At 62.9% G+C, this 18714-nt stretch carries 20 protein-coding genes and 2 tRNA genes; 10 read left to right on the top strand and 12 right to left on the bottom strand.

Features of this window, described 5'->3' with window-relative positions; translation table 11 throughout:
- Positions 1-81 precede the first annotated feature (81 nt).
- The gene (locus tag ACYBSK_RS36865) at positions 82-522 is read right to left on the bottom strand and encodes an SSI family serine proteinase inhibitor (RefSeq protein ID WP_457481524.1); all 441 of its coding nucleotides are present in this window, start codon (positions 520-522) and stop codon (positions 82-84) included.
- 169 nt (positions 523-691) lie between these two features.
- Between ACYBSK_RS36865 and ACYBSK_RS36860 the strand changes: the two genes are divergently transcribed.
- From ACYBSK_RS36860 to ACYBSK_RS36845, 4 genes are all read left to right on the top strand, one after another.
- A tRNA-Ser gene (locus tag ACYBSK_RS36860) sits at positions 692-782 on the top strand.
- A gap of 233 nt (positions 783-1015) precedes the next feature.
- Positions 1016-1088 (top strand) — tRNA-Arg (locus ACYBSK_RS36855).
- Between the two features lie 496 nt (positions 1089-1584).
- Positions 1585-1824, top strand: coding sequence for a DUF2188 domain-containing protein (locus tag ACYBSK_RS36850; RefSeq protein WP_460244695.1), 240 nt, complete (start codon positions 1585-1587; stop codon positions 1822-1824).
- A gap of 14 nt (positions 1825-1838) precedes the next feature.
- Entirely contained in the window at positions 1839-2003 is a 165-nt protein-coding gene (locus tag ACYBSK_RS36845) for a hypothetical protein (RefSeq protein WP_460244694.1), read from the top strand.
- Between the two features lie 77 nt (positions 2004-2080).
- Here ACYBSK_RS36845 and ACYBSK_RS36840 read toward each other — a convergent pair whose 3' ends face one another.
- The 6 genes from ACYBSK_RS36840 to ACYBSK_RS36815 form a co-directional block, all read right to left on the bottom strand.
- Positions 2081-3355 carry a site-specific integrase gene (locus ACYBSK_RS36840; RefSeq protein WP_460244692.1) on the bottom strand — a complete coding sequence of 425 codons (1275 nt, stop codon included), beginning with the start codon at positions 3353-3355 and terminating at the stop codon, positions 2081-2083.
- Positions 3355-3537: a helix-turn-helix domain-containing protein gene (locus ACYBSK_RS36835; RefSeq protein ID WP_460244691.1), complete on the bottom strand. Its 183-nt coding sequence runs from the start codon at positions 3535-3537 to the stop codon at positions 3355-3357. Before ACYBSK_RS36835 ends, ACYBSK_RS36840 begins: the two co-directional genes overlap by 1 nt.
- Positions 3534-4997 carry a replication initiator gene (locus ACYBSK_RS36830; RefSeq protein ID WP_460244690.1) on the bottom strand — a complete coding sequence of 488 codons (1464 nt, stop codon included), beginning with the start codon at positions 4995-4997 and terminating at the stop codon, positions 3534-3536. Before ACYBSK_RS36830 ends, ACYBSK_RS36835 begins: the two co-directional genes overlap by 4 nt.
- 133 nt (positions 4998-5130) lie before the next feature.
- Positions 5131-5835 (bottom strand): DUF2637 domain-containing protein, encoded by a 705-nt coding sequence (locus ACYBSK_RS36825; RefSeq protein ID WP_460244689.1) that lies wholly within the window; start codon positions 5833-5835, stop codon positions 5131-5133.
- A gap of 41 nt (positions 5836-5876) precedes the next feature.
- Positions 5877-7271, bottom strand: a complete 1395-nt coding sequence (locus ACYBSK_RS36820) for an FtsK/SpoIIIE domain-containing protein (RefSeq protein ID WP_460244688.1) — start codon at positions 7269-7271, stop codon at positions 5877-5879.
- A 109-nt stretch (positions 7272-7380) separates the two neighbouring features.
- Complete coding sequence (locus ACYBSK_RS36815) at positions 7381-7761, bottom strand: hypothetical protein (RefSeq protein ID WP_460244687.1); 381 nt, start codon at positions 7759-7761, stop codon at positions 7381-7383.
- A 159-nt stretch (positions 7762-7920) separates the two neighbouring features.
- On the opposite strand from ACYBSK_RS36815, the gene ACYBSK_RS36810 reads away from it, so the two are divergent.
- Entirely contained in the window at positions 7921-8367 is a 447-nt protein-coding gene (locus ACYBSK_RS36810; RefSeq protein WP_460244686.1) for a GntR family transcriptional regulator, read from the top strand.
- A 1227-nt stretch (positions 8368-9594) separates the two neighbouring features.
- On the opposite strand, the gene ACYBSK_RS36805 is transcribed toward ACYBSK_RS36810, so the two are convergent.
- Genes ACYBSK_RS36805 through ACYBSK_RS36795 form a run of 3 tightly spaced genes read right to left on the bottom strand, consistent with a single transcriptional unit; the run spans position 9595 to position 10186 of the window.
- The gene (locus tag ACYBSK_RS36805) at positions 9595-9738 is read right to left on the bottom strand and encodes a hypothetical protein (protein WP_361541025.1); all 144 of its coding nucleotides are present in this window, start codon (positions 9736-9738) and stop codon (positions 9595-9597) included.
- Positions 9714-9974 (bottom strand): DUF7848 domain-containing protein, encoded by a 261-nt coding sequence (locus ACYBSK_RS36800; protein WP_456227091.1) that lies wholly within the window; start codon positions 9972-9974, stop codon positions 9714-9716. The genes ACYBSK_RS36805 and ACYBSK_RS36800 overlap by 25 nt, the downstream gene beginning before the upstream one ends.
- Entirely contained in the window at positions 9947-10186 is a 240-nt protein-coding gene (locus tag ACYBSK_RS36795; protein ID WP_460247182.1) for a hypothetical protein, read from the bottom strand. The genes ACYBSK_RS36800 and ACYBSK_RS36795 overlap by 28 nt, the downstream gene beginning before the upstream one ends.
- 205 nt (positions 10187-10391) lie before the next feature.
- Here ACYBSK_RS36795 and ACYBSK_RS36790 point away from each other — a divergent pair, with 205 nt between their 5' ends.
- The 3 genes from ACYBSK_RS36790 (at position 10392) to ACYBSK_RS36780 (ending at position 12479) form a co-directional block, all read left to right on the top strand.
- Positions 10392-11138, top strand: coding sequence for an XRE family transcriptional regulator (locus ACYBSK_RS36790; RefSeq protein ID WP_460244685.1), 747 nt, complete (start codon positions 10392-10394; stop codon positions 11136-11138).
- 2 nt (positions 11139-11140) lie between these two features.
- Complete coding sequence (locus ACYBSK_RS36785) at positions 11141-11611, top strand: NUDIX domain-containing protein (protein ID WP_460244684.1); 471 nt, start codon at positions 11141-11143, stop codon at positions 11609-11611.
- A gap of 289 nt (positions 11612-11900) precedes the next feature.
- Positions 11901-12479 (top strand): endonuclease domain-containing protein, encoded by a 579-nt coding sequence (locus ACYBSK_RS36780; protein WP_460244683.1) that lies wholly within the window; start codon positions 11901-11903, stop codon positions 12477-12479.
- A gap of 195 nt (positions 12480-12674) precedes the next feature.
- On the opposite strand, the gene ACYBSK_RS36775 is transcribed toward ACYBSK_RS36780, so the two are convergent.
- Positions 12675-13241, bottom strand: coding sequence for a hypothetical protein (locus ACYBSK_RS36775; protein WP_460244682.1), 567 nt, complete (start codon positions 13239-13241; stop codon positions 12675-12677).
- A 481-nt stretch (positions 13242-13722) separates the two neighbouring features.
- On the opposite strand from ACYBSK_RS36775, the gene ACYBSK_RS36770 reads away from it, so the two are divergent.
- Together ACYBSK_RS36770 and ACYBSK_RS36765 are read left to right on the top strand one after the other, a co-directional pair.
- Positions 13723-14589, top strand: coding sequence for a hypothetical protein (locus ACYBSK_RS36770; RefSeq protein WP_460244681.1), 867 nt, complete (start codon positions 13723-13725; stop codon positions 14587-14589).
- Between the two features lie 152 nt (positions 14590-14741).
- The gene (locus tag ACYBSK_RS36765; RefSeq protein ID WP_460244680.1) at positions 14742-15590 is read left to right on the top strand and encodes a hypothetical protein; all 849 of its coding nucleotides are present in this window, start codon (positions 14742-14744) and stop codon (positions 15588-15590) included.
- A 139-nt stretch (positions 15591-15729) separates the two neighbouring features.
- Here ACYBSK_RS36765 and ACYBSK_RS36760 read toward each other — a convergent pair whose 3' ends face one another.
- Positions 15730-18153 carry a hypothetical protein gene (locus ACYBSK_RS36760; RefSeq protein ID WP_460244679.1) on the bottom strand — a complete coding sequence of 808 codons (2424 nt, stop codon included), beginning with the start codon at positions 18151-18153 and terminating at the stop codon, positions 15730-15732.
- Between the last annotated feature and the right edge of the window lie 561 nt (positions 18154-18714).

The following is an 18714-nucleotide window of genomic DNA, read 5'->3' as shown; positions in this document are numbered from 1 at the left end:
CCGGATGCGACGGAGCCCACGTAGAGGATGTGTTGATCCCGAGCGGGCCGCGTCACGACCGTGTGACTGATGGACCCAGGGTCACGGCCCGGTCGCAGGCAGCACGGGCACGATCTGCTCCCATCGGGAGATCTCGCAACCATTGCTCAACGTGTACGAGGAATCGATCGCGCGCCCGTGCCAGTTGCCCGTCACGCGGGCGGTGGCCGGGCCGCCGTACTGCATGGTGCAGCGCGCGTCGGCGGAGACCGGGGCGAACGGGTCCACACCCTGTACCGCCAACTCGTCGAGCCGCCCGCAGGCCTCGGCCGGCTCCGCGTGCGTCCCTCCGGCGGGCCGGCACTCCAGCTCGTACGTTCCGTCGCTGCCGTTGTCGGAGTCGGTGACGGTGATGGTCAGCCGGTCGAGCCCATCGGCCACCGGGTCGGTGTCCGCGTGCGCGGCGACGGGAGCGGCGGCGAGCAGGGCGAGCGGGCCGACGACGGCGGCGACGGATCCGAGGACTCGGGAAGAAACGCGCATGTACATGTCGTGCTCAACGCCCGTACCCACCCATAGGTTGCGGTCGACACCCCGGGCTTTGCCCTCTGGCCTGCCCGCCTAGTACCGTGGGGGGCGATTGGTGACGCGGCGTTCAGCTGTGTCATCATCTGCACGCACCCACTCGCGCATCCGCGAGAGGGACTGTGCTGGAGGCGTCGCCTAGTCCGGTCTATGGCGCCGCACTGCTAATGCGGTTTGGGGTTTACCCCCCATCGAGGGTTCAAATCCCTCCGCCTCCGCCGCAAGATCCGAAGCCCCGGTCCACCAGGACCGGGGCTTCGTCGTTTCCCGCCCCCGCCCGGCCCGGCCCGCCCCGCCCACCACCCCTCACCGGGCCCTCGCGACGTTTCCGCAGGTCAGAAGGGGTGTGCCTAACGGATTTCACATGGCGGCGGCAGTCATGTAATGTTCTTCTTGTCGCCGGGACGGGCCGAAAGGCCGGGAACGGAGACAACAACAAAAGAAAAAACAAGCACTCGTAGCTTAACGGATAGAGCATCTGACTACGGATCAGAAGGTTGCAGGTTCGAATCCTGCCGAGTGCACACCAGACCAGAGGCCCCGTGGAGGAATCCACGGGGCCTCTGGCGTATGTCTTGACGGCAGTGTTTGACGGCAACCTCGTCCGGCCCCGTGAGAGCGCCTGCCAACCGATGGTGGCGATTCGACGCGCAGGAGTCGCGGGCTGCGCCTGGCACCCGGTTCCGAGTTGGGGAGTGGCGCGACCGCCCGGCGACCGTCCCGTCTCTCCGAGAATGTCAGTGGGTGCCGATAATCTGGTGTTGTGCTCCGTCGCCAGCACTAGATGTAGTGGTGGGTCTGACTGCACATGGCACATGTTGGGGTGTCGTGCTTGCTGCTGGGCCATTCGGGGTGCTTCACTTGATCCGCCAAACCAAAGCAGGCCCCAGCCGGGGCCCAACTTGAGGTTGGGCGCTTGGCAATGGGGCCTGATGCGTTGGTCGCGCTCGCAGACTCTATCGTCCTGTCTTGGGTCCTCCAAGATGGCTGCCCGCGTCCGGCCTCGGAAACGGATGTGCCATGACGAATCAGCCGAACACACGGGATGTGTCCAGACGCGAGGACGGCTGGGCGGTGACGAAGCCTGGATCCGAACGGGCAAGTGCCGTGCTGCCGACCCAGGCAGCAGCCGCCGCGCGCGCCAAGGAGATCCTGGCCAATGACGGTGGCGGTGAACTGCGGGTCCGGGGTCGGAACGGCCAGGTGCGCGAGCAGAACACCGTTCCTCCGGGCAACGACCCGAAGCGCTCGAAGGGGTGATCACGTACACGTACGTGATCAACAAAGACCTCGGCAGCAAGCGCGAAGTCGAAGCCAACGGGTTCGCCACCGTAGGAGAGTTCATCGACTTCTACGGAGTCGGAACCAAAGGCGAGAAGATCGTGAAGCTGCGAGTTCGGTCCGCGAGAGTGGAGACGGTCGAGCAGATCGCCGGCTGATGCTCTAACGCGGTGAAGCGGGCCCTCACCCACTGGTGGGGGCCCGCTTGCGTTGTCAGCTACCTGTCGCTGCTCCGTCACCGTTCCCTCTCGTCTAGCGTTCGGGCATCGCCATCTTGGCTGCCGTTTACGAGCGCTGCGCTCACACGATCGAACGCCGAACGCTGTGAGTCGAGCCGGACGAACGTGTAGATGTCCATGGTCACGCGGATCGAGCTGTGGCCGAGTACTTCCATGATCATGCGGGCGTCGGCTCCCTGTTCGTGCAGGAGCGACGCGCAGGTGTGGCGCAGGTCGTGGAAGCGGACCTTGCGAACGCCGGCCCGGGCGCAGAGGACCTCGAAGGACCGGTTCAGGTTGCGCGGCTCGATGGGCGTGCCGTTCCTCGTGGTGAAGACCAGGCCGTGGCCTGTGCCCTTCCAGGCATCGCCCGCGGCCTTCTTGTCGGCGATCTGCTGGGCACGCTGAGCCCGGAGCGCGGTCACACACTCGGACGGCAGGGCCACGCGACGAGCTGACCGCTGTGTCTTCGGCGCGACGATCAGCAGTTCGCCGCCAACCCGCTGGAGCGCCTGGCGGACGGTGAGGACACCTTCGTGAAGGTCCATGTCCGACCAGCGCAGCCCGAGCAGTTCCCCGCGACGCAGGCCGATTCGAACCGCCACCTCGTAAGCGGCCCACAGCCGGTTCTCCCGCGCGGCCGCCAGGAGCATGCGTCCTTCCTTAACCGTGAGCGGTTCGATCTCGCGCTTCGTTCCCATGCTCAGCTCCACGTTCCGGGCCACGTTGCGCGGCAGCTCGTCTTCGCGCACGGCGTGCTGGAGTGCGGCACGAAGGATCACCAGAAGGAAGCGCACGGTCCGATCAGACGGGAGCTTCGTGCAGCACTTGCCGAGGGCGCAGCAGCGCCGCTTGTGCTCGGGCCGCTTCTTGTCCTTGCCCTGAGCACAGCACTGACACGTGGCGGCCGTCTTCACGAGGAAGGCCCGGATGTCGCGAGCAGTGAGCCGGACCAGCTTCTTCCTGCCGAACTCTGGAGTGACGTAGTTGCGAACGAGAGACTCGTAGTTGACGTAGGTCGTCCGCCGGACCTTGCCCCTGGCGACGTTCAGCAGCCAGTACCCCAGGTACTCGGAGACCGTCATCTTGCTGGTGGCCACCGGCAGGCCGTTGAGGGAGTCGGCCTTGAGTCTGGTCAGCTTCTCGTGTGCTTCGTCCCAGGTCTTTCCATAGACGCTGCGCCGCTTGTACGTGCCGTCAGTCGTGAGCACGTACGCGCTGCCTTCCCAACGCCCGTCCTTGCGCTGGTAGATGGTGCCTTCGTTGTTGGCGTTCTTCTTGGGCTTGGCCATCAGGCGGCTTCCTGTTCGGTGCGGAGGGACACGTACGCGTCTACGGCGGCGTCGCTGATGCGTCGACAGCGGCCGATCTTGAAAGAGGCGAGTTCGCGGGAGCGGATCAGGTCGTGGACCTTCCAGCGGCTGATGCCGAGGCGCGCGGCGACCTGGTCCACGGTGAGCACGTTTGTCGTCATGCGGGCATCAGCCCTTCGTGCTTGCAGCGTTGGGCGTGCTCCATGTCGTGGCGGACTTGGGCGGCGAGAAGTTCTTCACCGGGGCGGTAGCCGCTGCTGAGGTAGGTCCACGAAGAGGTGGTGACGAGGGTGGTGTTCTCGTCGTCGACGGGGAGGCCGGCGCGAACGCGGGCAGCTTCGGCCTGTGCGGTGCGCCAGGCCCGGCGGACGTCGCGGAGGGCGCCGAGGGTGGTGGAGTAGGCGCGGGATTTGCTGGAGAAGTGGCCGCGGAAGCCGAGCATGTGAGCCCACTTCCAGAGCTTGAGGTGGGCGAACTCTGGGAGGTGACCCAGCGCCCAAGCTGTGCGGATCATCTGCCGGGCGTGCTGCTGTACGGGCAGGCTGGTGAGGGGTTCGGCTTGGCCGGTGCCGTCGCAGTCCTCGCACAGGTCGCGGAAGCCGTCGGGGCCGCGTACGTATCCGCGTCCCTTGCAGGGGCGACACATCAGGGTGCGGTCAACCGTGCCTGCACCTTCGGCGTTCTTGGTGGCGTACTTGGCGACGTATCCAGCGACTTTGGCATCGGTAAGTTCACCGTCGCCCAGGGCGGAGATATGGTCCACCTTGAAGCGGTCGCCCCATTTGATGACGCGTTCGCCGACCGCGTCCGACTCGACGAGGAGACTTGCGCGCTCGACCGCCAGGCCGACAGCCGCCTGAAGGGCGTCGAAGGTGGCCCAGGCCGGGGGCGAGGTGGTGTGGCCGTCGGGACCGTCGAAGCGGACGACTGCGTGAAAGTGGACCAGGCCGCGTTGCTGGTACTCGGCGACCTTGGCGAAGGAGACCCGGAGGGCAGCGTTCAGTGCCTTCTGTGTCATGCCGAGGTGCTTGGCGAGGGCACGCCGCATGTAGGTGGTGAAGCGTGCCCAGAGTGCCCCGGCGTGGGCATTCCACAGAACGGCGCCGGTGTAGTCGTAGCTTGCTGGGCTGAGTGGGGTGCCGAGTTCGGGAGCGTCCTGTGGGTGGCTTGCGCCGCATGCGCAGGGGCGGGGCTCACCTGCCTTCGTCGTAGGGCGGTTGTGAACGGGGCCGAAGGACGGGGCGGTGAGGGTGACGAAGGCGCGGGGGTGGTCGCGGACGGTTTCGGCGACGCTCTTGCCGCCGGACAGCCCGGCCTTGATGAGGTGGTACGTGTCGGCGGCGTACACCCGAGAACAGGCAGGGCAGCGGGAGGAGCGGCGGTTTCCGCAGGTGGTCAGTAGCCGTCCGGAGGGTTCGTCCTCGGAGCGGTAGGAGCGGACCGCTTGCTTGGTGGTCGCGTCGGTGGTGGTTGTCCAGCCGTGCAGGTTCACGGGGTTGGTACAGCCACGCAGGTTGCGGACTTGTTCGGTGACGCGGTCGAAGCCATCGCCGTTCGCGAGGGCGAGAAGGTCGCGGATTGCGGGGCTGATCACATGGTGCAGGCCGATTTCGCGGGCCATGGCGTGCAGGTATCCCTTCTGGTGGGGCAGGGACCGCCGGGCAGCAGCCGAGGGGGTTTGCTACTGCCCGGAGGCATGACGAACCGGGCCCGGCAGGGCAGGGGTAGGGAGAGGGGCCGAAGCCGGCCGAAGTTCAGGCGGTCAGGGCGGCGTGCGCAGCCTTGGCCAGGGGAAGGCCGACGCCGAGCCGAGCCTTGAGTTGCGAGGCAGTGATGGGCTGGCCGTGGGTCGCGGTGTGGTCGGCCGCGATCTCACGTGCGGCTTCCAGGAGGCCCTGGGGCACAGGGGCGGCCTGGGCCGGGTCGGCGACGGGCAGCGGGGAGAGGGACGCCGCAGGTTGGACAGCTTCGGCGGGTGCGGGCAGTGCCGATTGGTCCGGTGCTTGTGCCGTGTCGGTCAGCACCGCAGGGGATTCGGTCGGCGCGTCGGCGGGGGTGGCGACCGCGTGGAAGTGGCGCAGGAGGGCAGGGCCGACCGCGCCCCAGCCGAGGAGGAGCAGGGGAGCCACAGCGTCCACGCAGGCGCGGCCGTAGTGCTCGGAGATGAAGGGTTCGGCCACGTTCAGAGCGAGGGTGAAGAAGCCGGAGACGTGCATGAGGCGGGTTGCCGCCTTGAGTTCACTGGCCGGGACTCCGCGCAGGGACAGGTACCGCAGGGCGACCAGGAGGCCGACCACGGACAGGTCCACCATCGGGGCGATGAGCGGTGCGACGGAGCCGGGAACGTCGAGACGTAGGGCGAGGTTCCAGACGTTGCCGAAGGAGAACACGAAGGCCAGTAGGGCGATGACAGCCATGACCACGGTGACCGTGCGTTGCGTGATCCTGTCTTCTGACATGGGGTTTCACCTCCTTTCGAGGGCGTAGGCGATAGGGACGTTCAGGCTGTTTCTGGCAGGGCCTTGGCGAGGTCAACGGGGTCCTGACCGGTGAGGCCCTCGAGGAGCCGGCCGGGGTCACGGGTGAGGTGTGCTGTCTCGGCAGCTATGCGGGCGGCGTGCTCGTCGGCCACGAACGGGGTGCGGATGCGGACGAAGCCGGGGCGACCATGGGCGTTCATGACCGCCACCCCTACATAGGCGGCGTCTTGGAGCGTGACCGGGTTGGCTTCGGGCCACTGACGGATGTCGTCTCCGAGGGCGGCAACGGCGGCGTCGGCAGTCTTCTGGGCGAATGACAGGCCGACCGGACACACGTCCCTGATGAAGGTAGGGATGGCGTCGCCGGTGGTCTTCTGCGTGATGATCAGGGTCAGGAAGCCAAGCGCTCTCCCCTTCTTGGTGAGGTCTTCCGCCAGCCGAGCGTTCTCAACAGCCAGGGCGGCCAGTTGCTTCGTCTGCGCGTCAGAGCCCTTGTGATCGCGGAAGTAGGTGTGCGCTTCGTCGATGATGGTGACGATCAGCGGCCACTCTTCCGTGGGCCCGGCGTGCCAGAAGTTCTTGACGCCTCGGATCTGCTTCTGACAGGAAGAGCGGGCACGGCGTAGCTCGACCAGCCGCTTCAGCTCCTTGTTCGCCGCCTCCAGGTCGTCACCGACGAAGGCGAACAGTCGGTCCACAAGATCGGCATAGTCTCCCTCGTAGGCGTGCGACACCTTGCCGTCGAACACGTTGAACTGCACGGCCGGTGACGGGGCCCAGTCACAGATCAGACGGTTGACCGCAGACGTCTTCCCGAAGCCGGGCAGGCCCGCCATCGTCACGCCGGGAACTTCCGACAGCGGCACGCTGACGGGCATGCCGAACTCGTCCAGACCGAGATCCCACAAGGCCACCTTCTGCGGCATCTCCCCCGTTGGGGTGTGCGTGGTCGAGGTAACGAGCGGGTCGACTCGTACGCCGCGGATGAGGACCTGACCCGGTTTGTCCGGGAGGACCGAGACCCGGGTCATGCGCCATGCGTCGGCCAGGTACGGGGCCGCATTCTGGAATTCCTTCAGGCCCACCTGCGGCAGGCAGCCCGCCCGCACGATGACCCCGAACTCATCCGGGACGACCTTGAGGGTTGGCACCAGGACGCGGGGCTTCACGACCTTGTCACCGCTGGTGAGAGAGGCCACGGCGGTTGGCATCTTGTCGGTGACGGACAGCCCGACCATCGGCGCCAGCCGCTTCCAGCCCCACCGGATGCGTACAGCCAGACGGATGCTGCGGCGTTCCATGGGCGTCGCTCGCAGGTAGTGGACCACCCACACCACCGCCCACAGGGTGATCACTATGAGGCCCAGCCAGACAGCACCGCTGATCCAGCCGAAGGCTTCGTTGATTCCGTTCATCACTGCGTCCTTCTGTTTGTGAGGAGTTGGCCGCCAGAGCGGCGGCGTCCTGCCCCGCAGAGGTGAGAAGACAAAGGCCGCCGCTCTGGGATGTCGCGGAGTGCTGGACCTACGCCGCCGCAGATTCGGCAGCCTCCTGCGGGACCGCCGGGCCAGCGACCAGCTCCAGGGACGTGCAGCGGAAGGCGACGCCCTCCTGAAGGGAGTCGTTGAAGATCCGGGCCCACGGAATCGCGAACAGCTCCACCGGCTTCACGAAGCGACCGGGGTGAAGACCGTTCGGCAGACCTCCCGCCGGAACGGTGATCTTCATTGCCTCGGCCCGGTCGTCCTCCATCAGGAAGAGCGTCACGACGAACATCGGCTGGCCGGTCTCGCGGTCGACGGCGCGCACACCGTTCTCCTGGTCCTTCCACTTCGGCACCGGAGGCGTGCCGACCATGAAATTCGTGGAGTCGAGCAGACCGACGCGGATGAAGGTCATAGCCATGACAGATAGAGCCCTTCGGTTGGTTCTGCGGTCCGGGTGTCGGCCGCTACACGAGGTAACCACAACAGCTAGGTGTACTGCAACACTCATGTGTTGGATGTTTGCTGCTACCCATGTGTTCCGTAGGTGGGGCAGGCGTAGCCGCCGTATTCTTGGGCCATGACGCTGCCCCTGGAAGACGACTCACGGCCGCCCTACGTGCAGGTGGCCGAGTACCTCCGCCGTCAGATCCAGAGCGGTGAGCTGAGTCCCGGGGACAAGGTCCCGTCCTCCCGTGAGCTCCAAGAGAAGTTCGGTCTGGCCAGCGCGACCATCCAGAACGCGTTCCGGCTGCTGAAGAGCGAAGAACTGATCTACAGCGTCCAGGGGCGGGGCAGTTTCATTCGCCGCCCCGCCGCCGGCCCCGGGGCAGAGGGTGGGACGGAGAACCCGGAGCTCTCCGAGTTGGAGGGTTCGGAGGGTAACGCCGCAGGCCTGCGCTCTAAGGTCGCGTCCCTTTCCGCCGAGGTTGCCGATCTGCGCGGCCAGGTCGGCGAGATGCGCGAGACGATGCAGAGCCTGTTGGAGCTGATGCAGCAGCTGAAGGGTGAGGGCGAAGGCGCCTAATTTCCGCTCGCACCTGCTTCAGGAGTGACGCCAGTTCGGCCAACTCCACTACGAGACGCGTCACTTCACCGTCAAGTGCCGCTATCTCCGACTCATCCACCAGGTCCCGCCCTTCATCGCGCTGATCTGACTGCTCACGCCACCACGGATCACTAGCCCGTGGGATGCCCTGTCCCGTAGGGCGGTTGAAGGCTTCACGTCCTCCCGCACCACGGTGATGCAACTTGCTTTCGCGTCCCGTCACACGCCCCCCAGTAGCCCGCTTCGGCTATGGCGCCGATGCTTGGTCCTTCGCCTGCTACAGGTGTGGGCAGGCCTCGCCGTGTGACAGTCCGGGCCCGACGAGTTCAGGAAAACCCAGAACGCCTGTGGATAAGTTTTGGCGATCCAGAGCGCAGAACGGCTCAATAGATGACCAAGTATCGGGAAACGGTCAGCGAGGAGCGGCCCAAGGGGCGAGCTGTCCAAAGTTTCTTTACTGGATCAAGGCGGCCCGCCTGCGGCGGACCGCGCGCGCTGGCGGCCCGGGGCCGCCGCCGCTCCATGTCTCCGCCACCGCTGCGGCGGCCCCACGCCGCTCAGCGCGCAGCTTCGCCGAGACGGACGGCAAGGTCGGAAAGTAACTTGACCACCCCGAGCACCAGGGCCCCGCCAACGTGTACCGACCCGACCACGCCACTCGACCGCCCGCCACCCCATAGCCGCACCGACCACTGACGCGCAGCCCGAACGCGGTCGCCATGTCACGTCGGCAACGGCCAGGCCGAACAGTGGAACAGTCCGTGACGTGAACAAGTGGGGTGGCTGAGACCGGAATTGGGTTGCTCGCGGCACACGTGACGGGTGCTCGTTCGTCTGTCCCGCCGTCGTGGCTGACTTTCGGTGGCTGGGGTCAGGACTGGGCTCCCACGGACTTCCCCGCATCATTGATCGTCTCCAACTCGGAAGCTAGGAACCGGGGTTGTAGTCGCACCCGAGTTCGAGAACGCCGACCGCCCCGGTACCATCGGCACCGGGGTCCTGATCAGGGCTTCCGCGACCGGACCACCCGGAATGCTGTCCAGGCTGAGGGGTGGTCCGGTCTCTTGCTCTAGGCGCCCTTGCGCACGGCGAGGGCGGGGACTGCGCGTACCGGGCAGGCCGGACGCAGATGTGGACCCGTCCCCACCGAGCCCGTAGAACGTGGGGGAACCACGTTGATCGGCGTCAGTCGATGGGGACGGGGGTTCAGAACGACGAAGCTCTGGACGCCAGCGCGACGCCGATGACTACACCGCTTGATCCGGAGATCATGATGATCAGTAGCGGGCCCGTGAACTGCCCCAGCCGGTTGATCGTTCGGCGCATCATGCGCTCATCCAGGATCGCCACGGCCGCGTGATGATCTCGCGATAGGTGTGGTGTGAGGGGTTCTTGCCGCAGTGCTTGAGGACCCAGTCCTGGGGCTCGACGAAGTCCTCGCAGGTCGGTGACGTCTCGCCGTCCACTGCACACTGCATGGCGTACGTCGTGGGTTCGGCGTCAGGCTCCCGATCGGGTTCGAGAGTCCACGTCTCATATCGCTGTACGGCCCGAGGGCTCACATTTCCCACCGGCTGTTCCCCCATGACACTTCGTTGGCCAGGAACACCTTCGCGCTCAGTCCTTCGGCTTGGGTGGGCTCACGGAGTGTCTCGGGCGGGGCATCCCACTCCATGCCGCCCCGCGGCGGGCGCAGTTGTACGTACGGGCCCTCGTGTCCCATGACGATGCCGGCCTTGTCGGTGCGTTCATCCACCACGAGGGTGCCGACAGTCGGTAGGGCCGCCTTGTCGACCACTTGTGCCTCCTACTCGCAGATGGGACGAACCGGGTCCGATCCGGAGAGCCGCATCACCCGTAAGCGGTCCGTATCCGTCCGTGTCCATGCGGAGAAGCATCAGGCCGACTGACAGGACCTAGGAACAACCCCCAAACCCCACTTCGGGACGTCCTGCGTCGGGTAGAACGTCCCTAGTGCCGTCCCAACCGTCAGGGGGAGACTCATGCAGAACGAGAGACTACGTGCCGTCATGGCGGCCGGAGGCTGGACGTACGCCGCCCTAGCAAAGGCAGTTGAGGTCGATCCCAAGTCGGTGGAGCGATGGGTGAATCTTGGCCGTACGCCGCGCCGTGCCACAGCCTTGGAGGCGGCTGAAGCCCTAGGAGAAGACGTGCACGCACTATGGCCGGCACTGCGGCAGGCTCGCGCCGCCCGATCTATCAGCCCGGAGCTCGTCGCCCTCTACGAGCAACGTGCCGACCTCCCTGTATCCACGTTCGTGGACATGATGGCGCAGGCCCGTGAGCACATCGACGTGTTGGTGTACGCGGCCGTCTTCCTCCACGAGGCGTACCCCCGGCTCAACGATCTGCTTCGCGAGCGTGCTGCCGAAGGCTGCTCCGTTCGCATCGCGATAGGAGATGCCGACAGCTCGAACGTCCAGGCACGCGGCCAGGAGGAGCGGTTCGGCCACGGCATCGAGTCCCGGTGCCGACTGGCGCTGATGCACTACCGCCCTCTGGTCGGCGTACCCGGCATCGAGATAAGGACCCACGGAACGACGCTCTACAACTCCTTGTACCGCGCCGATGACCAGATGCTGATCAACGCTCACGTCTGGGGAGTGAACGCCTACGGTGCCCCGGTGTGGCATCTCCGTCGCAACGGGGAAGGCGGCATGTTCGACACCTACGGGCAGAGCTTCGACGCGGTATGGGCGACGGCGGAGCCGGTACAGCAGGAGGAGTGACCATGTCGCGGACCGAGTACTACGACGACCCGAACGCACCCAAGCCGAACAGCATGGTTGTCGCGGCCTCCGCGGTCGTCACTGATGAGCAGGGGCGCATCCTGCTTCAGCGACGTCGGGACAACGACCTGTGGGCCCTGCCGGGAGGCGGCATGGACCTCACCGATTCACTGCCCGGTACGGCGGTCCGCGAGGTCAAGGAAGAGACCGGGCTGGACGTGGAGATCACGGGGCTGGTCGGAACGTACACCGATCCGAAGCACATCATCGAGTACACGGATGGTGAAGTCCGGCGACAGTTCAATGTCTGCTTCACCGCTCGGGCCGTCGGCGGTGAGCTCGCAATCTCCAACGAGTCGACAGAACTCCGGTTTGTTCGCCCGGAGGAGCTTGAGGACTTGTCGATGCACCACACTCAGCGGCTTAGGCTCCGGCACTTCCTGGAGCACCGCGAGCGCCCGTATCTCGGCTGACGGCGACTGACGGCACCATTGATCGGGAGTTGAGCGAAGTCGTCTTCGATCAAGGCTTCGCGCACGCCACTCAACACGCTGCCAACTGCGGTGGTGTTACTCAGGCTCTCGGACGGGGCCGTTCACCTGCGTGCATGCTCGGTTGCTATTCGTCGCGGGGCGGCTCGGGGCCTCGTCTGAACGACCATGTACGAAAGTGAACGAGACGGAAACTGAGACGGCGCAGAGCAGTTGGGACGGCAGGCGCCACGGCCCGTTGGATGTCAGTGGCGGCGTCTAGCTTGCTGCTATGGATTGGGAAACCGACGAAGAGTTCTATGCGTGGGCCGAAACCCTGGGTTCTCCGTGCGTTATGTGCGCCGACAGTTTATGGCGAGTGCTCGCAGGACCCAAGGGGAGGAGATGTCCGCAGTGCACCAACGCAGTCCGGCAGGCACGCCGACACAAGCTAACGGTTGAACGCGTCAATGCGATCCTTAGAGCCCAAGACGATACTTGCCCGTTGTGCCTCAGGCTGGGTGGAGATCCGTCGATGGAGGGTCCGTCTTGGTGGCACATCGATCACGATCACAACTGCTGTCCGAGCCAGTCGTCGTGTGGGCAGTGTGTACGAGGACTCCTGTGCCGGAACTGCAATGTCCGCGGTTTGGCCTGGTACGAGAGTCTCTCCCCGGAGCTGCGAACCTGGGACCACATCAACGCCTATCTAGCTGATCCGCCTGCACGTAGACCAGAGTCGGCGGTTTTGCTGCATGGTGACCTAAGGGGCGTGCGCTCCCGCGACGGATCCTTCGCTGGGTGGCGCTCCGATCAGTCGCTACGCAGTGATCACGAGCCACCTTCATCCAGCGAGCCAGCACCTCAGTAGACCTGAAGTCAAACCCGCATCGACTTCTCATCCGTAGCTTTATGTGGGCCGGGCACCAACCGCCGTAGTGGTCACGCACTGACCTGAGATGCGCTCTTGCCGGCGGGGACTGGTTGCTGTGGTTGCGGGACTTCGCTCCTGTACAGCGAAGGAGCCGAGCTCATCTCGCCACTACCCATCGTCGGAGAAAAACAGTCAGTCTTCGCTTCCTGGGGCAAGCTCACCGGAACCGATGTTCAAGGCCCCGCTTTCGATCAGACGGTACAAACGCTTCGTCGACATGCGCCGCTGTATTTGCGTATGCGTGAAGGCGTCATTGAAGGAGACTTGAGTCACCGGTCGAGGGTCGAGCAACCACCTCGCAAGGTTCTGGTCGCCTCGTCGAACGGCGTCCTCAACCTGTTGCTGCAAGCGTCTCATCTGGTCGGCAAAGGGACCGTAGAAGAAGTCGTCGTTATCCGTAGGCGGGATCTTTGACATCGCACGGTAAGCAGATTCCCGCAGCTCATCCGCTCGGGCCGTGAACGTTGACTCGTCAACGTGCTGGCCCCCAGCTAGCTGTTCGCAGGCGCGCAGGAGGTATTCAATCCACGCCTGCCCCGTGGCTCGGATCTCCCCAACCAATTGGGCGTCCCGTGCCTTGCGGGCCATGTCAGCCTGAGCCGCGTTTTTCCTTACCTTCCACACCTGAACGACCGAGGCTGCCGCCCCCACGGCAAGGCCAGCCGCTCCGCTGACGATCGCGGTCGCTAGTTCACTCACGCGGCGAGTCTGGCATGCGATGGCTGATGCCCGCACTCGGCAGACGGGTCCGAGCCTTGGACCTGCGCGTTCGCTATGAAGCCGGAGACGAGCATCGAACTCGCACTCTCAGCTTGGGATGCTGTGATCATTTGCGGTCGGATCGGCTGCTGACCTGGCGGAACGGCCACGATACGGCCTCGTCGGGCCCGGCTGCTTTCACCGTGGTTCCCTGCTGTGCTGTTCCCCGCTCGATCGGGTGCGGTTGTGGTGTGGACCGTCTCGGTGGTTGCACTTGGGGACTTTCCCGACGTCGTTCTTCGTCGGCGTCGGTGCCAGCGCTCGGACAGCTCCCCTGTCACGAGCGTTGCTTTTAAAGACACCAGGGATGAGGACACCGCGCTCGTCGCGTAGGCCGAGCCCATCAGCCATCAGCCATCAGCCGGCTACGGCCGTTTGATCTGTCTGACCTAGCTGCGCAGGACGTAGGAGCTGTGCGGTAATGGCTGCTGTGGATCAAAACTCGCTACGGAAGCTCGTGGAAGGCCAACTCCTTCGGCTGGAAGGCAACGCCTTCCAGGACTGCATGGATCGGCTCGGCCTCGTGTTGTACCCCGGCGACTACCAACCCGTGCGGGCAGCCGGACCGAAGGGCGACACCAAGAACGACGGCTACTGCCCGAAGGCCCGGGTGTTCTTCGCGGCGCACGCAACTCGCGGTGAGACGTTTGCCAAGGCCAAGGGTAAGATCCGCGGGGACTTGGAGGGCTGCCTCCAGGAGCACCGGGACGTGAAGGTGTGGCGCTTCCTCACCAACGACACGTTGCCCGGCGAGGTCGACCAGTTCATCGACAACACGCTTCGCCCCCTGTACCCCGACGTCACCATCGAGGTCTGGGGACTCAAGACGCTCTCCGATGAGATCAGCAAGCTCAAGCAGGGGCAGGTCGAAAGGATCATCGACGTCATCACGGTGGACGAGCCAGAGTTTGAATTCGTAGTGCTCAACCACATGAAGACGGGGCGTGACCTCTGGCCAGTCCTCTCAGACTGCCTCGGATGGTTGCCTCATGAGGAACCAAACGACTGTACCGACGACGAGCAGGACCTCATCGACAGTGCGGTCCAAAGCTTCCGAGACTGGAGCGACATCTCAGGAGACATCGATTTCTCTCGCTCCTCAGTGCGGGACGCACAGCGAAGCATCACTGCCATCCTGGACGAGCTCGCCGAGAAGCGGTTTGCCCTCTACGCCGCGACGACAGACGACTACCCCCTTACCGGTGGTCCATCGCCATTCCTGGGGACTGTCGCCATCTTCAGGATCGTTCGTGTAGCCAGTGAGCAGCCACCACCTTCTGGTAGTTGAGGTACGAGCCTTCCCGCAAGCTAGAACTCGATCACCCACTTGACGCCGGCCACTCCCCCTCGGAAACGTGAACTACGAGTGATTGCTCCGCTCGAATCGACGTCGGCAACTACTCGCTAGTCCAGCGGTTCTTGGCGCCGTAGCCTGCTGGGATGAAGCCGAGAGATCTCGTTGCTGTCCTCAACGTCCCCAAGGCTGAACGGCTTGACCTCATTGCCGAGGGCCTTGAACTGCTGGCGGAACACGTCAGCACGCTGCGGGATGACCTCATCCACCTTCAAGAGGCCGGGCGCAGTCGAGGCGCAGCAGTGATCGACGGTCTCGCCAGCGAGGAAGCGGCGAAGATGCTCATCCTCTGGGATGTCGTTCGTATGGGCTGGACTGACATCGATGCGGTACGGGGGCAGTTGAGGACCTTCTACAGCCACCTGGCCCGAGGGATCTATGCGCGGTTGGTTGAAGGCCGACCGGCAGATCTGGCAGAGGTGCGCGGCTACGCGGAGTCCCTACGCCACAGTCTCTATCTCGACGGTCCCAACGATGTTGACTGGATCTTCCGCAATCGCGTTGAGGCAGATCGTGAAGAGAGTCTGTACGTCGACTACGTCACGAGCGAGGGTGACAGCGCCTGGATCACGCCAGCAAGGCTGAGTGACCTGAAGCTCTCCTCCTGGCCAAGCATGGTGGTCGACCTGGCCCTTGCGCTGCATCGCTTCGGCTGCACGAGCAAGGAGGGGCTGGAGATCATTGCCAAGGAGTGGGACGGCGTATCTCTGGACGACGACACCCACTGGGTGAAGGTTGAAGCGATCAACAAAAGTATCCTGGAGAAGTTGGGCACTGCCGGTCTATACAGCAACGACCTGACGCAAGTGGATGTACGGCTTGCTCTGGAACAGTGGATCTTTCCGCTTGGCGGTGTTGACTTTAGCCCGATCAAGGTCACGAAGACTGAGCTTCTGGCTGAGCGAGAACGGTGGGTCGCGAGTCAGTGGCAGTAAGGGCATACCCAGCTGTCAACGTTGCTGTCGAACCTCTCCGCAGTTATGGCGTCGAAATGGCCGCTTAGATTGTGACCATCAACCCGCAGCTGGCCAAGCCGCCTGACGCGTCTCGATTGCACAGTGCGACGAGGTGAAACTAGTCGTCGTACAAATCACTGCGAACCATCAGCTCGGCGTTCGGCACTTTACTCATCTGCTCCTTGAACTCGTCTGAGACATGTTGCGTTGTTGCAAAGATGACTCGGGCGGGATTTCTGAGTGGCATCTTTGCCAAAGCTGCAAACTTTTCCAAAGCTTCGGTCTTCAAAGAGTCAGTCTTGCACTCGCCGAATACGATCGCACCATCAACGATGCAAGCTACGTCCATTTCCCGGATCCTGCCTCTCCGGGGAAAGTCGAGTAGATCGATCTCAGGGGCATAGTGGAAAGCGGACTTCGACTCGCCTTTCAGCTTGTACAGAACCTGCGCAGTGAGGTGTGAGTTATTCCGATAGAACTGGTAAATTGTCTCCGAAAGCCTGTAGTACCAGTGAGGTACAACCGGGTTCCTCCAATGTCCTCGCGTGAATTGCTGACTCAAAGAGCAGCGGTTGCATGTGAATTCTGTCGTCAGGGCATCGATTCCATACCAGGAAATCAGACGACACCGTTCACACTGGAAGATATAGCCGCGTTGGAGCACCTGATTTCCCACAAGATCATCTACCAGATCAGCAGCCGCCTTCTCGTCACTCAAGCTGCCCGCAATGGCGTCGAGATTCAGGTAGGCCCTCTGGTCGTTCTCCAGGTAGATGATGTTGCCGCCCTCGGCCACCTTCTTCGACATGAACTTATCCAGAATCGACCTGGTGGCGGCAGCCTTGATGAACTTGCCGGTAGCGTCCAGACCGCCAAACCGTCGGAGCGTGTCGTTGAAGTAGTTTCCCTTATCTGAGTATCGGACCTTGACACCGACACCTTCAAAGTAAGTATCGAAGAGCGTCACAGTGTTCAGCATCTCGATCTTGGGGCGAACCAAAATGGCGTCGAGGTCACTGCCGAAGATCATGGAGTTGGGACACAGATAAGCAATGCCGTCATTTGCCACACGAGACTCGGTAGTCGAGTTGTGGAGATTGGCGATTTTCGGCCCCAACGTTGGTAGCGACGGCGGCTGATAGCCCTCGATTTGTAGCGACGTCAGCCAATAGTGGCCGGGAAGCCTGATTGCGTTGAAGCTCTTAGGCTTGGGTGTAGCAAATGGGCTGACACTCTTCCCGTCAACAAACACCATACTGCGATGGTTGACGTAGTTGTCGGTCTCGTAGACCCGAAGCACACATGAGGTCGAGATGGATTCGACGGAAACGCATTCAATCTTGGAAGCGAACCTGTCAGGCTCAAAATACGAGAGCCTTCCAATCTGGGTCCGATAGGAAACGAGTTGTCGTTGGCTAAGACTCATGCTGCACAACTGCACGCTCTTAGCGCTATGGCCGTAGCGAATCAGGGAGGACACAACACTAACAAGGTCGCGTCCTGATTGCTGCTGTAGCGTAAATGGCTCTACTTCTTGTCCCTGCTCACGGCGCTTTCTGGCTGTATTACGTGCCTTAGTGTATGAGCGCAGCCAGGCCTGTGGAAGCCACTTAACGCCCTCATGCATGCGGGACAATGAGTAGTAGAAGCAAAAGTCCTCCACTGTGTCACCAAGTACTAGAACCACTGGTTCTTTATCTGACCGATGATTGTCAGCCCTGTAGTACTGACCCAGGTGCAGCATACTTAGACCGAACGGGGTATTCGGCAGGAAACTCTCATCCAAGTGCGGTTCTTCGTGTTCGCCAGAATATGGCCGTTGTGGCCCTTGGACGTGAGTCAAAACGTTTGTCAGCTTGTATGTGTCCGGCAATCGCTTCGGCGTGAAGCCAGCTTCACTGATCTCGTCGATATACTCGCTGCTTCCTACTCCCGTCTCGGAATGGATGAGCAGCTTGAACGTTGGATCGCTAATTACCGGGGGGAGCCTCACGAGGTCGATGTGTCTGGTAGCCGCCGAAATGATTTTTGCGATCTTCGTGAAGGGGTACCCGAAGCCGGACGTACTCGTCAGATGTTGGTCGACTGCATCACTGTGATGAAACGGACTCAGTCGGTAGATCAGCTCCTTATTTAGGCTTTCACTGATGATGAGCTCATCCACCTGAGACTGCGCAGCACTATCCGTAAACCAATCCTCGAACTCTGCGTCACTCCAGTCTTTGGTTTGCTCGCTATTCTTGTGAAACTGTTTGATCTCCGCATATCGATCCGGGTTGGCTTCTTCGAAGTCCGTGAACGTCAGATTGCAAACTGCGAGATGGTCAGGACTGTAGGCCTCAAGTAACTCCCAAAATTTGCCTTCAATCTTTTCGCCATCTGTCGGCACAATCAGAAAGTAACGACCACCCCACACTTGAGATGCTTGGGTGATAGCCGCGTTGGCTGCGGTTTTCCAGTACTCACTATTCTTGTTAATGAAGATGGCACACCGGGGCGGACGCACAGTCGCGGTGATGTTTTGGTAAGTCGGCTCGCCCACGCTGCTTCTCCTTGAAGTGCTACATGGCTTTAATTATAGGATCAATCACCGAAACAGGATGATCGTCAGCGATATTCCTAGAACGGTGGCAACTGCGAAATCTTCGAACGTGCGGCCATGGCCGCACCTGTTTTTACCCAAATATCGGTTACAGTGGCGACGGCCCGCGAAGCAACCACATGTGAATTTGACCGTCCAGGTCAAGATATCAGGCAAGCAGTTGACACGCCTTGAAAATGAACGACGCTGACTGACGTACGGGGCAATGTCACCTAGGTCAGCGGAGCGGCTTTGGGACCATGATCTTCGAGGCTCGCGCCAAAATGGCTCCGTAAAGCTGTGGAGCCGACGGACCCAGCCACGACGTACCTCTTCTCTGGCATCAGGTGGCTGATTGCTGTGCGCCCGTGCCGCGCGCGGGGAGCGGAGCGAGCCGCCATGAATGAGTAGTGAAGGTTGCAACTCGCGCAGGAGAGCTTCGATCGGCCGAGTTCTGAGACTGGTGGAGTCGGGAAGCCGGGCCAGATTGCTGTGCTGACGCCCGGCCGGCGCTGACAGGTG

It is taken from the genome of Streptomyces sp. BYX5S (assembly GCF_054724165.1).
This window is presented reverse-complemented; position numbering and strand designations above follow the sequence as displayed.

Coding starts and splice junctions, on each gene's coding strand:
- ACYBSK_RS36790 (WP_460244685.1), top strand. CDS start 10,392: ATGCAGAACGAGAGACTACGTGCCGTCATGGCGGCCGGAGGCTGGACG.
- ACYBSK_RS36810 (WP_460244686.1), top strand. CDS start 7,921: ATGACGCTGCCCCTGGAAGACGACTCACGGCCGCCCTACGTGCAGGTG.
- ACYBSK_RS36785 (WP_460244684.1), top strand. CDS start 11,141: ATGTCGCGGACCGAGTACTACGACGACCCGAACGCACCCAAGCCGAAC.
- ACYBSK_RS36770 (WP_460244681.1), top strand. CDS start 13,723: ATGGCTGCTGTGGATCAAAACTCGCTACGGAAGCTCGTGGAAGGCCAA.
- ACYBSK_RS36825 (WP_460244689.1), bottom strand. CDS start 5,835: ATGTCAGAAGACAGGATCACGCAACGCACGGTCACCGTGGTCATGGCT.
- ACYBSK_RS36850 (WP_460244695.1), top strand. CDS start 1,585: ATGACGAATCAGCCGAACACACGGGATGTGTCCAGACGCGAGGACGGC.
- ACYBSK_RS36765 (WP_460244680.1), top strand. CDS start 14,742: ATGAAGCCGAGAGATCTCGTTGCTGTCCTCAACGTCCCCAAGGCTGAA.
- ACYBSK_RS36820 (WP_460244688.1), bottom strand. CDS start 7,271: ATGAACGGAATCAACGAAGCCTTCGGCTGGATCAGCGGTGCTGTCTGG.
- ACYBSK_RS36800 (WP_456227091.1), bottom strand. CDS start 9,974: ATGGGGGAACAGCCGGTGGGAAATGTGAGCCCTCGGGCCGTACAGCGA.
- ACYBSK_RS36835 (WP_460244691.1), bottom strand. CDS start 3,537: ATGACGACAAACGTGCTCACCGTGGACCAGGTCGCCGCGCGCCTCGGC.
- ACYBSK_RS36830 (WP_460244690.1), bottom strand. CDS start 4,997: ATGGCCCGCGAAATCGGCCTGCACCATGTGATCAGCCCCGCAATCCGC.
- ACYBSK_RS36780 (WP_460244683.1), top strand. CDS start 11,901: ATGGATTGGGAAACCGACGAAGAGTTCTATGCGTGGGCCGAAACCCTG.
- ACYBSK_RS36815 (WP_460244687.1), bottom strand. CDS start 7,761: ATGGCTATGACCTTCATCCGCGTCGGTCTGCTCGACTCCACGAATTTC.
- ACYBSK_RS36865 (WP_457481524.1), bottom strand. CDS start 522: ATGCGCGTTTCTTCCCGAGTCCTCGGATCCGTCGCCGCCGTCGTCGGC.
- ACYBSK_RS36840 (WP_460244692.1), bottom strand. CDS start 3,355: ATGGCCAAGCCCAAGAAGAACGCCAACAACGAAGGCACCATCTACCAG.